Source organism: Rhizobium sp. SVR5-2C (genome assembly GCF_056755115.1).
The window spans coordinates 17,277-29,212 of the sequence record NZ_JBNDHT010000081.1 but is presented as its reverse complement, the minus strand read 5'-3'; the positions used below and the strand labels follow the sequence as shown (position 1 = coordinate 29,212).

At 60.4% G+C, this 11,936-nt stretch carries 11 protein-coding genes; 4 read left to right on the top strand and 7 right to left on the bottom strand.

The window, feature by feature from the left end; genetic code table 11:
• A partial coding sequence (locus ACPYOI_RS21735) for a family 20 glycosylhydrolase (RefSeq protein WP_481423351.1) occupies positions 1-1,227 on the bottom strand: 1,227 nt, incomplete at its 3' end.
• A gap of 123 nt (positions 1,228-1,350) precedes the next feature.
• On the opposite strand from ACPYOI_RS21735, the gene ACPYOI_RS21730 reads away from it, so the two are divergent.
• On the top strand, positions 1,351-1,836 hold the full coding sequence (locus ACPYOI_RS21730; RefSeq protein ID WP_481418700.1) for a hypothetical protein: 486 nt from the start codon (positions 1,351-1,353) through the stop codon (positions 1,834-1,836).
• Between the two features lie 38 nt (positions 1,837-1,874).
• Here ACPYOI_RS21730 and ACPYOI_RS21725 read toward each other — a convergent pair whose 3' ends face one another.
• From ACPYOI_RS21725 to ACPYOI_RS21710, 4 genes are all read right to left on the bottom strand, one after another.
• Positions 1,875-5,021 carry an efflux RND transporter permease subunit gene (locus ACPYOI_RS21725; RefSeq protein WP_481423350.1) on the bottom strand — a complete coding sequence of 1,049 codons (3,147 nt, stop codon included), beginning with the start codon at positions 5,019-5,021 and terminating at the stop codon, positions 1,875-1,877.
• A gap of 27 nt (positions 5,022-5,048) precedes the next feature.
• Entirely contained in the window at positions 5,049-6,188 is a 1,140-nt protein-coding gene (locus ACPYOI_RS21720; RefSeq protein WP_481418337.1) for an efflux RND transporter periplasmic adaptor subunit, read from the bottom strand.
• A 39-nt stretch (positions 6,189-6,227) separates the two neighbouring features.
• Positions 6,228-6,845 (bottom strand): TetR/AcrR family transcriptional regulator, encoded by a 618-nt coding sequence (locus ACPYOI_RS21715; protein WP_481418336.1) that lies wholly within the window; start codon positions 6,843-6,845, stop codon positions 6,228-6,230.
• 146 nt (positions 6,846-6,991) lie between these two features.
• Positions 6,992-7,423, bottom strand: a complete 432-nt coding sequence (locus ACPYOI_RS21710) for an OsmC family protein (RefSeq protein WP_168831343.1) — start codon at positions 7,421-7,423, stop codon at positions 6,992-6,994.
• A 235-nt stretch (positions 7,424-7,658) separates the two neighbouring features.
• Between ACPYOI_RS21710 and ACPYOI_RS21705 the strand changes: the two genes are divergently transcribed.
• Positions 7,659-8,057 carry a DoxX family protein gene (locus tag ACPYOI_RS21705; RefSeq protein ID WP_481418335.1) on the top strand — a complete coding sequence of 133 codons (399 nt, stop codon included), beginning with the start codon at positions 7,659-7,661 and terminating at the stop codon, positions 8,055-8,057.
• A 73-nt stretch (positions 8,058-8,130) separates the two neighbouring features.
• On the opposite strand, the gene ACPYOI_RS21700 is transcribed toward ACPYOI_RS21705, so the two are convergent.
• On the bottom strand, positions 8,131-8,790 hold the full coding sequence (locus ACPYOI_RS21700; RefSeq protein WP_481423349.1) for a methyltransferase family protein: 660 nt from the start codon (positions 8,788-8,790) through the stop codon (positions 8,131-8,133).
• Positions 8,791-8,963: 173 nt separating this feature from the next.
• Here ACPYOI_RS21700 and ACPYOI_RS21695 point away from each other — a divergent pair, with 173 nt between their 5' ends.
• Positions 8,964-9,782 (top strand): SDR family oxidoreductase, encoded by an 819-nt coding sequence (locus ACPYOI_RS21695; protein ID WP_481418333.1) that lies wholly within the window; start codon positions 8,964-8,966, stop codon positions 9,780-9,782.
• Here the strand turns inward: ACPYOI_RS21695 and ACPYOI_RS21690 are convergent.
• Positions 9,743-10,966: an adenylate/guanylate cyclase domain-containing protein gene (locus ACPYOI_RS21690; RefSeq protein ID WP_481418332.1), complete on the bottom strand. Its 1,224-nt coding sequence runs from the start codon at positions 10,964-10,966 to the stop codon at positions 9,743-9,745. The genes ACPYOI_RS21695 and ACPYOI_RS21690 overlap by 40 nt on opposite strands.
• 141 nt (positions 10,967-11,107) lie before the next feature.
• Between ACPYOI_RS21690 and ACPYOI_RS21685 the strand changes: the two genes are divergently transcribed.
• On the top strand, positions 11,108-11,929 hold the full coding sequence (locus ACPYOI_RS21685) for an SDR family oxidoreductase (RefSeq protein ID WP_481418331.1): 822 nt from the start codon (positions 11,108-11,110) through the stop codon (positions 11,927-11,929).
• The last annotated feature ends 7 nt before the right edge of the window (positions 11,930-11,936 follow it).

Here is an 11,936-nt window from a genome sequence, read left to right as displayed (position 1 = left end):
GCCCTGCACCGAGCGGTAGCCGTCCGGCGCCTCCTGCCCGTCGACAAGCTGCGGCAGGGCAAAGAGGGCGGCCGTGCTGTGCCCTGGAATATCGATCTCCGGCACGACTTCGACGTGAAGCGCTCCGGCATGGGCAACGATCCGGCGGACATCGTCCTGGGTATAATAACCCGAACGCGGTTCAGCGCCGTCGCCGAGCTGCGGCACCAGAACTTCATCCGGTCCCCGCCTCGCGCCGATCTCCGTGAGCTCTGGATAGGCCTTGATCTCCAGCCGCCAGGCCTCGTCGTCAGTCAAATGCCAGTGGAAGATGTTCAGCTTGTTCCAGGCGAGAATGTCGATCAGCCGTTCGACATCCGCGCCCGGATAGAACTGGCGGGAAACATCGAGGTGGCAGCCGCGCCAGTCGTAGCGAGGCTGGTCGGCAATGTCGCCGGAGGCGGGAAAGTTGAAAACATTAGGCTGTCGCCGCGCACCGTGCAGCAGTTGCGCAAGGCTGACGAGCCCGTAGAACCGCCCCGCCGCATCATCGCTCGCCAGAATAATCTCATCGGCCGTAAAGCGCAGCTCGTAGGCCGAGGGCATGATCGAGGATTCCGCCTTGAAGCGGATCGGCCGGCCGCTCTGAGCCGGCTGCAGTGTGAAGGGCACGTTATCCGTCGGGAATAGCCGCTGATAGAGCGCCAGCACGTTCGCCACGGCCCTGACATCCTCCATACCTGACCCGGCCGCCGGGTAAAGCGCGACGGGCGGCACTCCGTCCGGCCGCAACGATAGCGACAGCGGCCAGGGCAGCAGCGAGTAAGGCTCCGTTACCTTTCCTTTCGGCAAAAGCTCCGGAAGCTTGCCGAGGTCCGCGCCCTCCAACATCAGGTCTCCAAAGCTGACGGGCAGATGCCGGCCATCGCCGAGCGTAAGGTAGGCGGACTTGATCCCTGCCGTGGCGTGCTTCGGCGCGTGAGTGAGGCCTTCGACCGAAAACTGCCAGCTTTGGCCGGGCGCAATGCTCAGCCCCTCAGGCGGTATGAATTCGTGGAAATTCGCCAAGCGCCGCTTGAGCGTGGCGCCTTCGGCCGCGTGCTGATCCGCCACGCGCGTCATCGACGTATAGACCAGCGAAAAACCGGAAAGCGTTCCGCTGGAAAGGTTGAAAAGCGTGAAGGTGAAGCGCCCGAAGGAGCCCTCCGTCGGGGTCCAGCTTGCTTCGAGACGATAATCGGCGGTCATCTTCCCTCCCTAAATCACCTGCTGAAATACATAGCCCGGATCGCCGCCGGAAGTCTTCCCGCCGATTGACTTTTCGGCCTCGACGGGGCCACATCCCGCGGTTTCAACGAGATCCGATCTGCCATGAGAGACCCATTCAAGAACCCCTTCCCCGCCTCGGACGAGGCTCGGCACTCGATCTGGGAAATGCTCGTGCACCGCGATATCGATGCTTTCCTCGCCGCCGATTGGAGCAAGGTGGGTGATGATTTCATCGAGGAGGGCTTCATCGGCATCGACGGCCGCAGGGAGGCCAATCCCGATCATTGGCGCCTCAATTTCCCGACGCTTGCAGCCTACCGCGACGAGTGGCTGCGTCAGGCACAGGACTTCAAGAGCCAGAAGTTTGCCGAAGATCCGCGAACCGCAATCTTCACCGCTACGACCCTGGAAAACATCGAGATCAATCGCAATATGGCGCTGGTGCGCAAGAAATTCGACGGCAGCATCCTGCGCGCCAACGGCGAACGCGATCGCATGCTCTGGCAGACACTATACTACTGCCGCAAGCATGGCGGCCGGTGGAGGATCGCGGGCTTCACTGGTTACCTTCCGAACCCGATGGGCTGACTGCAGATGAAAATGGCGCGGTTTGCACCGCGCCACTTTCACTCGGCTGCCAACGCCGGCGGATGATGCACATCCGCCTCTTCCTGGTTGGCATTGGCATATTCGCCGTTTGCATATTTCGCCTTCGGCTCACGCCCGAAGAACAACGCGTAGCCTGCGGGCAGCACGAGGATGGTCAGCACTGTTGCGACGAGAATGCCGCCCATCATCGCGTAGGCGAGCGGACCCCAGAAGACGCCGCGCGAGATCGGGATCAGCGCCAGAACAGCGGTCAATGCCGTCAGCATGATCGGTCGGAAGCGGCGTACGGCGGCGCCCACGATCGCCTCCTGCCGGTGCATGCCCGCCTTGATATCCTGGTCGATCTGGTCGACGAGGATGATCGAGTTGCGGATGATGATACCGAGCAGCGCAATGACGCCGAGGATCGCCACGAAGCCGAAGGGGGCGCCGCTGATCAGCAGCGCCGAGGCGGCGCCGATGATGCCGAGCGGACCGGTAGCAAAGACCAGCATCGCCTTGCCGAAATGCTGGAGCTGGGCCATCAGCAGCACCATGATGACGACGAGCATGATCGGCGCCTTGGCAGCGATCGAAGCCTGGCTTTCGGCCGAATCCTCGGCCCCGCCCTGGATCTCGATCTTGTAGCCGGCCGGCAGGCTGTCCCGCAGATCCTGCATGTCGGCATACATCTTCGTCACGACGTCGTTCGACTGCACGTTGTCCGGCAGCGTCGCACGCACGGAGATGGTGGGGAGGCGGTCGCGCCGCCATTCGATGCCCTGCTCCATGACCGGCACGACTTTGGCGATCTGCGAGACCGGCACGAAGCCGCCGAAATCCGTCGGCACATAGACCGAGTTGACGGCTGACAGCAGTGCACGGTTCGCCTCCGGCTCGCGGGCGACGATCGAAACCGTCTCCTCGCCGTCGCGGAAGTCGTCGAGCGGCGCGCCGGACATGGCGGTCTGCAGCATCTGGCGGACGCGCTGCGAGGTGACGCCGAGCGCCCGGGCACGATCCTGGTCGATCACCAGCTTCATCGCCGGCACCTGCTCCAGCCAGTCGTCATGGACAGCGCCGAGCAACGGGTTCTGCGTGAAGCGCTCCTTCACCTGGTCGGCGATCTTGCGCACTTCGACTCTGTCCGGACCCATGACGCGCATCTGCACCGGCCAGCCCGTCGGAGGGCCGAGGAACAGGCGGTCAACCTTGCCGCGGATCGACGGGAAATCTTCCGTAAGGATCGTACGCAGCTTGATGATCAGCCGCTCGCGCGCCGGCTCGTCATTGGCCATGATGAGCAGCTGGGCGTAGTTCGGATTGCGAAGTTGCTGGTCGAGCGGCAGGAAGAAGCGCGGCGCGCCCTCGCCGATATAGGTAGCGATGAACTTCTTGTCCTTGTCGTCCATCATCTTGGCTTCGAGCGCCTTGGCCTGCGTCTCGACGTCCTTGATGCTCGCGCCTTCCGGCAGCCAGAGGTCAACGAGGATTTCTGGCCGCGAGGACTGCGGGAAGAAGTTCTGCGGAATGAACTGGAAGCTCCAGAGGCTTGCAACGAAGGTGCCGAGCGTCAGCGCAATCACGATGATGCGGTGGCGCACCGCCCAGCTAACCGTGCTGCGCAGGCCGCGATAGAAGCGCGTGTCGAAGACGTCGTGATGCTGGCCGGCATGATGGCGCTGCTTCAGGATCATGTAGCCGAGCCACGGCGTGAAATAGACGGCAACGAACCAGGAGACGACGAGCGCGATACCGACGACGTAGAACAGCGTGCGTACATATTCGCCTGCCGTCGATTCCGCGAAGCCCACCGGGATGAAGCCCGCGGTCGTGATCAGCGTCCCCGTCAGCATCGGGAAGGCTGTCGAGGAATAAGCGAAGCTCGCCGCCTCGATCTTGACGAGCCCCTCTTCGAGTTTTCGTTCCATCAGCTCGACGACGATCATCGCGTCGTCGACGAGCAGGCCAAGCGCGATGATGAGCGCTCCGAGCGAGATGCGCTGCAGATCAATGCCGAGCTCATACATGATGGCGAAGGTTGCAGCCAGCACCAGCGGAATGGCAATGGCGATGACGAGGCCCGAGCGCCAGCCGATCGACAGGAACGACACGATGAGCACGATCACCAATGCTTCGCCGAGCGCATGCATGAACTCGCTGATGGCATCGGTCACGACGTCGGGCTGGTTGGAGATCTGGTCGACGGAAACGCCGTAGGGCAGCGATTCCTCGAAGCGCTGGTAGGTCGCCTCGACATCCTTGCCGACATCGGTGACCTTGAAGCCCTTGGCCATGACGACGCCGACCTGCACGCTTTCATGTCCGTTGAAGCGGTACTTGCGCTGGTAGGGGTCTTCGAGACCGGAGTAAACGGTGGCGATATCGCCGAGGCGCGTCACCTGGTTGCCGGAGCGCAGGCGCAGTTCGCGAATGTCTTCGACCTTGTGCAGGTTGCCTTCGACGGAAATGCGCACGGAGCGCAGGCCGGTATCGACGGAGCCTGCAGGATCGACGGCATTCTGCCCCTTGATGGCATTCTGCAGATCGACGATCGTCAGGCCGCGCTCGGCGAGCGCCTTGGATGAGACGTCGATATAGATCTTCTCAGGCTGGTCGCCGATGATCACGGCTTTTTCGACGCCCGGCGTCGTCAGCAGCATGTCACGCGCCTGAATCGCGAACTTCTTCAGCTCTGGATAGGTGTAACCGTCGCCGCTGATCGAGTGCAGCGTGATGAAGGTATCGCCGAATTCGTCGTTGAAATAGGGACCGCGCAGGCCCTGCGGCAGGTCTCCGGAAATATCGCCGACCTTCTTGCGCACCTGATAGAAGGCGTCAGCTACCTCAGCCGCATCCGTGTCGCCCTTTACCTGCACGGTGATGATCGTGCTGCCGGCGCGTGTATAGGACTTGACCCAGTCGAGATGCGGCGTTTCCTGCAGCTTGCGCTCGATCTTGTTGGTGACCTGGTCCTCCATGTCCTGGATGGAAGCGCCCGGCCACAAGGCCTGCACGACCATGACACGGAATGTGAAGTCCGGGTCTTCCTTCTGGCCCATCCGCATCAGCCCGAGCACGCCGGTGATGATGATCAACCCGAAAAGAAAGCGCGCAATGCTCGGATGGCCGATCGCCCAGCGCGACAGGTTGAAGGGGCGCTTTTCAGTGGTGTTGGCGTCCATGGCCGTGGTCCCTCTCCGAGACAGCATCTACTGAATTGCGGCGGCGGGCTCGGCCGAAGCCGACTGCTGACCCGGCACCATGACCTTCAGGTTCTCGGTCATGAACTGCGTGCCCGCGGCAACGACGAGATCACCGGCATCCAGGCCGCTCGTGATGTTGACGCCGTCGCCGGTGAAATCGGCAACATCGATTTCGCGGGCGTGGACGGTCGACGCGCCGCGGTCGACGACCCAGACGAACTTCTTCCCGTCCTTGTCCGCAAGGGCACCCAAAGGAACCGCTACATAAGGATTGGAATTCGTGACGTCCGCCTCGATCGTCGCCGTCATGCCGAGCAGGACACGCTGATCGCTGGGCAGGCTGACACGGACGGAAAAGGTCCGGGACTGCTGATCGGCGCTGCCGGAAACTTCGCGCACCTTCCCGTCCAGTACCAGCTTGCTATCCGACCAAAAGGTTGCCTTCACGATCTTGCCGGGCTTGAATTCGGCGATATCGTTTTCCGGCACCGCGATCTGGACCTCCTTCTCGCCATCGATGGCAACGGTTACGACCGGGGTACCGGAAGCCACGACCTGACCCGAGTCCGCATTGATTGCGGTCACAATGCCGTTCTGGTCGGCCCTCAGTTCAGTGTAACTCACCTGGTTCTTCGCCTGATCGAGCGAGGAGACCGCGGCATCGCGCGTCGAGACGGCCTGGTCGTAGGAAAGCGCCGCCTGTTCGAGCTGCGATTTGGAGGCAACGCTCTTATCGAAGAGCTGCACGGCACGTTTGTTGGCGAGGTCTGCCGTCTGCACACCTTTTTCGGCCGCCGCCAGATTCGCTTCCGCTGCCTTTGCCGCGAGCTGATAATCCGTGGCATCGATGCGCGCCAGCATATCGCCCGGCTTCACATGCTCACCGATATCGACGAGGCGCTCGGTGATCTTACCGCCGACGCGGAAGCCAAGGTTCATTTCAACGCGCGCCTTTACGGCACCGGAATAGTAAAGCGCGCGTGTTTCGCCAGCCTTGGCAATCTCCACGACCTTGACGGGGCGGATGATTTCCTTCGTTTCGGCCTTCTTCTCTTCACCACTGCACCCGGCAAGGCCGAAAGTGATCGCGCCGACAAGCGCTATGCTGAAAACAGACGGCAGCCTGCGTGTCTTAAGCGAAACCATCTTCCCACTCCTGATCGTTTCGTGTGATTTCCTGACTGTCTAACGGTCAGATTGTTTCAAAGCCCTGATCGAAAATTCGATCAGTTCGTCCACCGTTGCCCGGTTGGTTTTGGCGAGACATTGCGCCACCATCTGCGGATGACAGAGATTGACTGTCGCAGCCCCGAAGCAGCGGGATGCGACGACTGGGTCCTGCTCGGCGAATTCGCCGGCCTCGATGCCCTCGCGGATGATCTCCGCAATAAGGTCGTGAATGCTGTCGATGTGCGTTTCGATAACGTGCCAGTCGCGTTCGATGGCGACGATGACCATCTCGTGCACCTTCTCTTGGTCGAGCATGGTATCGAGCGTCATCTGATACTGGCCACGCACGTAGCGGCGCAGCCGTTCAGAAGCGCTTTCGGGCAGATGGCGGATGTCGAAAGCCATCTTATAACTCGTCTCGAGCATACGGCCGCAGATTGCTTGATGGATCTCAACCTTCGAAGCAAAAAAGCGATAGATATTGGCCGGCGACATGCCGAGGTCGCGCGCCACATCGGCAACCGTCGTCTTGCTGTAGCCATAGTGACGGAAAAGCCGATCAGCCGCATCGAGAATGCGTGTCACATTCTCCTGGCGGGTTTTCTCCAGAGTGCTGTCTGCCAACTCATCCATGCGTTTTCAAAAGCCTTGCTTACGACTGACGATTTTTGAATTTCGTCAGTCGTAAAACATCATATGTCAGCTGTCAATATTTTTCGGAAACATAAAAATGCCGCGGCCCGGGGCGCGCGGCATTGAAAGCCAGAAAATAAGGGAAATCAGCCCAGTTTGACCTCCAGCGTGATCGGCACTGCGGAAAGCGCCTTGGAGACAGGGCATCCGGCCTTGGCCTTATTGGCGAGCTCCGTGAATTTCTCTTGATCGGCGCCGGGAACATTGCCTGTCAGCGAAAGATGGATCGCCGTGATCGCAAAACCATTTTCGACGCTTTCAAGCGTCACCCTCGCTGTTGTCTCCATTCTTTCGGCCGTAAGCCCCGCCTCGCTGAGGATCAACGACAACGCCATGGTGAAGCAGCCGGCATGGGCCGCGCCGATCAGCTCTTCTGGATTGGTGCCCTGAACGCCTTCGAAGCGGCTCGCAAAGCCATAGGGATATTCCTTTAGTGCGCCGCTCTGTGTCGATATCCGTCCCTTGCCATCCTTGAGACCACCGGACCACTGGGCCGAACCTGTACGATTGATCTGCATGCCGTCCTCCTGTTTGATCGAACTGTCCTCGAAAACGGCCCTGGCCGCTTCCTACCGCAAGAAGGCTGAAGCCTCCCCGAGCGGCAATATAAGGCTCTATCTTCGGAAGGCGACGGCCACATAAAAATCTGAGCTTCGTTCAAGGGGGTCGCATCGAGCCGCCCTTTTTTCTTGCAGGTGTAGGAAGCAGCGCGCGGTATCCGTCATAGTGAAAGCTCACAGAGGGAGATTTCAAATGACCAGAGCAATTGCAGTCATCGTCGCGCGCATCATCTTCAGCTTCGTCTTCTTCATGGCCGCAGGCTTCAAGTTTGCCGACATGGGCGCAACCGCAACCTACATTGCCTCCGCTGGCTTTCCGATGGCGGGTTTTCTCGCCTGGGTCGCAGCCTTCTTCGAGCTGGCTTTGGCGCTCGCCTTGATAACCGGCGCCTTCTTCACCGAAGCGAGCCTGCTTGCCGGCATCTACGTGATCTTCCTGGCCTTCGCCTTTCATGGCCCGTCGCGCTGGGCGAACAATCAGGCAGAATTCGGCTTCTTCATCGACCACTTTACCTTCTTCGCCGGGCTTCTGCTTGCCGCCGTGCACGGACCGGAAAAATGGGCGATCTATCGCAATCTGGTAAGGCTTTAGGAGCGCCGCTCAGGCTCATTGGCACCGCATCGCACCAAACGCCGGTTCGATGCGGCCCGAATGCTCTCTGCAGTCAGTAGAGGCCCGGTATCAACCGCCAGGTTCGCTGGCGGTAGGCTGCATATTCTTCACCGAATTGCGATTCCAGCAGCGCTTCCTCTGCTCGGATGCGTGCAATCAGCGGCACAAGCATCAATGCTGTAAGGCCAATTCCGATAACCGAGCGAAACGCCAGAGCCCAACCGAGGGTGCTGACCATCAGGCCGAGATAACTGGGGTTACGGATGATGCGGAATACCCCGTCCGTCACGAGCTTGTGGTCGGGCTGAATGGCAACGAGACCGCTGAACCGGCGCCCGAGCGTGAATACCGGCCAAAGCCGCAACGCCCCACCCACGGCAAAGAGGATAACGCCGATCCAGCGGATGACAGCGCCGTCGACCGTCCAGACATCGATCCGGTCCATATAAGCCGGCAGATAAGCGATCAACACGCCAATTACCGCGAAGGCCGTCAGTACCCAGCGGTTGGAGCGATCCTCCCTTACGCCGGCACTCAGGTTTCCGCTGCTGAAAAGTGCGGCGATGGTGAGCGCGAAGAGGACAACGGTCAGCGCGACCAACGGCGGATGGGAAAAAAATGCTGCAAAACCACCCCAGCCCAGAATGGCGAGCGCCAAAAAGGCGCCACTGCCGATGATTGCCAGCAGCATCAATGTGAACGTCGGTCTCATGATTGCGATCTCATCATCCCCAAGGGCAAAAGTCCGTATAGCACAAGACCTCGTGGCTGAAATCTGCTCCTTCGCAACCGCAAAATCAACAAGCCGCACCGCCGATTGCTCCAACTGGAACCAAGCGCCGCGTTCGAACATTGCCCTAGCGCGAAGGCAACGAGGATTGGCATATGGAACTTCAGGGAAAGATTGCATTGGTCACCGGCGCCGGTTCCGGCATCGGAAAGGCGACGGCACTCAGGCTGGCCGCGGAAGGCGCCAAGGTGGGCGTTTTGAGCCGCACCGGCAGCGAGGTCGAGGAAACATGCGCCGAAATCCATTCCGCAGGCGGCGAGTCGATTCCGCTGACTGCCGACACCAGCGATGAAGCCGCCATGCGCGGGGCGATCGAAAAGCTCGTCACCAAATTCAGCCGCATCGACATCGTCGTCGCCAATGCCGGCATCAACGGTGTTTGGGCGCCGATCGACGACCTGAAGCCGGAGGAGTGGGACAAGACGATCAACGTCAACCTGCGGGGAACCTACCTGACGCTCCATCTCACCGTCCCGCACATGAAGTCGAATGGTGGCGGCTCGATCATCGTCGTCTCCTCGATCAATGGTACGCGTACCTTCACGACTCCGGGAGCAACCGCCTATACGGTCACGAAGGCCGGTCAGGTCGCTATGGTGCAGCAGCTTGCGCTGGAACTTGGCAAGCACGGGATCCGCGTCAATGCCGTCTGCCCGGGCGCCATCGACACGAATATCGATGAGAACACCAGGAGCCGCCACCGAAGGGAAACGGAAATCCCGGTCGTCTGGCCGGAAGGCGAGATTCCGATCACTGGCGGGGAAGCGGGGCAAAGCGACGACGTCGCCGAAGCCATCCTGTTTTTTGCCACCGACCGCTCGCGCCACATCACCGGTACACCGATTTGGATAGATGGCGGCCAGGGGCTGCTTCGTCAGCCTGGACCACCGAGCTGCGCAGTCTCGAGCGTGTAGAGCTGCTGCGCCCGCTTGACGCCGCGAAGCGCGTAGCGGCCAATGCAGGCAATGCCGGCGCGCTCGGCATCCGGAATAGCCGCGGCAAAATCCGATGACATCAGCACGTTGAGATCGACCGACCGGCAGACTGAAGCAATCCGGCTGACCTCGTTGACCGCTGGACCGATAACCGTGAAATCAAGCCGTTCCTGGCTGCCGATATTGCCGTAGAACACATCACCGATATGGAGGCCGAGATAGACGTCTGTTGTCGGCCGGCCGTCCACGATACGTGCAGCATTGAGCGTCGCGAGCTTTTCCCGCAACGATCTTTCTGCGCGCAGTGCTGCGCAGCAGGCGTCGGATGGCTCCTCCGCCTTGAAGATCGCAAGCACGCCATCGCCGATAAGTTTCAGCACATCGCCACCTGCCTCATGGATCGCTGAAATCACTGCTTCGCCATATTCATTAAGGAACGGCAGGATTTCTTCGGGTGGCGCGTTGTCCGATATCTTGGTGTAGTTCAGAAGGTCGGAGAACCAGAGTGCTGCCGAAATCCTCTCGGACTTGCCCCTGCTGATCTTGCCTTCCATCACCTGCCGCGCGGCATCCTTGCCGAGGTAAACCTCTGCAATCGTCCGCGCGATCCTGCCGAGAGCTATGCATTTGATTGCGAGCCCCAGAATGGGCACGAGCTTTCGGAGAATGCTCAGATCCTGGTCGGAAAAGCCTTCCGGATGCTTGGTAGCGAAATGCGAGAAGAAGCAGTCCATCTCGCCGATCGTGCCTTCCTTGGCGAAACGATGGACGAGCGCCACGTAGTCCGTGTGGCCCGCTTCGAGCAGCTTGTCGAGCATATTGAAATCGATGGGATCGCCGAAGCCGATGCGGCGGCGAACTTCGTTTTCATTCCCTGACCATAGATAATAGAAAGCCGAGCGCTGCCAAGTAGAGAGCGCCTCGCCTTCGCCGCTCGGACCATATTCGAATTCGCTCTCGATTTCCGACTCGCTATCCCAGCGAAAGGCGCGTCCCTCGTGCACCGGATGCAGCGTGTCCATAAGCGCCATCCCGCGGTCCAGCGGCAAGCCCGCTGCCCGGCACGCAACACAGAATCCGGACAGCAGCTCGGATTCCGAGGTTCCTTTCAGGCCCTGTTCCGTGAGCCATGCTGCAATCGTGCCGATATCGCTCTTATCCATGGCCTTCACTTTCGCTTCAATCGAAGCTGTAGCTCCATTTCGCGGCTCAAGGAAGACTTCGGTGGTCTGCAACATTAAGGCCCTCGCCCCCAGAGGGGCAATTCGCATATCATCACCATGCATCAATGAGGGAGGAATCTGATGACCACGGACCACAGCCGCCTCGACGGCAAGATCGCAATCGTCACCGGCGGCACGCAGGGGCTTGGCGCCACCATCGCCCGCCTTTTTGCCGAGCGCGGCGCGAAAGGCATCGTCATCTGCGGCCGCAACGAACAGAAGGGCAAGGCGAAGGCCGAGGAGATCTCCTCAAAGACAGGAGCCAAGGTCGTTTACGTCAAGGCGGATCTTGAGAAGGTCGAAGACGCGCAGAATGTGGTGCGCGCCTGTGACGAGACCTTCGGTCGGGTCGATGCCCTGGTCAACGCCGCAGCCATCACCGATCGCGGCACAATCCTCGACACCAGCCCGGAGCTTTTCGACCGGATGTTCGCGATCAATGTCCGGGCGCCGTTCTTCCTGATGCAGGAAGCGGTCAAGGTGATGCGCCGCGAAAAGATCGAAGGCACCATCGTCAACATAGGCTCGATGTCCGCCAAGGCCGGCCAGCCCTTCATCGCCGCTTATTGCGCATCGAAGGGTGCACTTGAAACACTGACGAAAAACACGGCTTACGCGCTGCTGCGCAATCGCATCCGCGTCAATGGCCTCAATATCGGCTGGATGGCGTCGGAAGGCGAGGACCGCATCCAGAGGGAATACCACAACGCGCCCGACGATTGGCTGGCCAAGGCGGCAGAAACTCAGCCATTTGGCCGCCTCGTCGACCCCGAAGAGGTCGCCCGCGCCTGCGCCTACCTCTCCTCGGCAGAATCCGGCCTGATGACCGGTTCTGTCATCTGTTTCGACCAGTCGATCTGGGGCGCATATGACGGCTCGCCCCATCCTGCAACACCTCTCTGAAAAATCA

What these genes read in the sequence shown, in the direction of transcription:
- ACPYOI_RS21725 (WP_481423350.1), bottom strand. Translation starts at nt 5,021, where the DNA reads ATGGACGCCAACACCACTGAAAAGCGCCCCTTCAACCTGTCGCGCTGG.
- ACPYOI_RS21715 (WP_481418336.1), bottom strand. Translation starts at nt 6,845, where the DNA reads ATGGATGAGTTGGCAGACAGCACTCTGGAGAAAACCCGCCAGGAGAAT.
- ACPYOI_RS21720 (WP_481418337.1), bottom strand. Translation starts at nt 6,188, where the DNA reads ATGGTTTCGCTTAAGACACGCAGGCTGCCGTCTGTTTTCAGCATAGCG.
- ACPYOI_RS21730 (WP_481418700.1), top strand. Translation starts at nt 1,351, where the DNA reads ATGAGAGACCCATTCAAGAACCCCTTCCCCGCCTCGGACGAGGCTCGG.
- ACPYOI_RS21700 (WP_481423349.1), bottom strand. Translation starts at nt 8,790, where the DNA reads ATGAGACCGACGTTCACATTGATGCTGCTGGCAATCATCGGCAGTGGC.
- ACPYOI_RS21695 (WP_481418333.1), top strand. Translation starts at nt 8,964, where the DNA reads ATGGAACTTCAGGGAAAGATTGCATTGGTCACCGGCGCCGGTTCCGGC.
- ACPYOI_RS21705 (WP_481418335.1), top strand. Translation starts at nt 7,659, where the DNA reads ATGACCAGAGCAATTGCAGTCATCGTCGCGCGCATCATCTTCAGCTTC.
- ACPYOI_RS21690 (WP_481418332.1), bottom strand. Translation starts at nt 10,966, where the DNA reads ATGGATAAGAGCGATATCGGCACGATTGCAGCATGGCTCACGGAACAG.
- ACPYOI_RS21685 (WP_481418331.1), top strand. Translation starts at nt 11,108, where the DNA reads ATGACCACGGACCACAGCCGCCTCGACGGCAAGATCGCAATCGTCACC.
- ACPYOI_RS21710 (WP_168831343.1), bottom strand. Translation starts at nt 7,423, where the DNA reads ATGCAGATCAATCGTACAGGTTCGGCCCAGTGGTCCGGTGGTCTCAAG.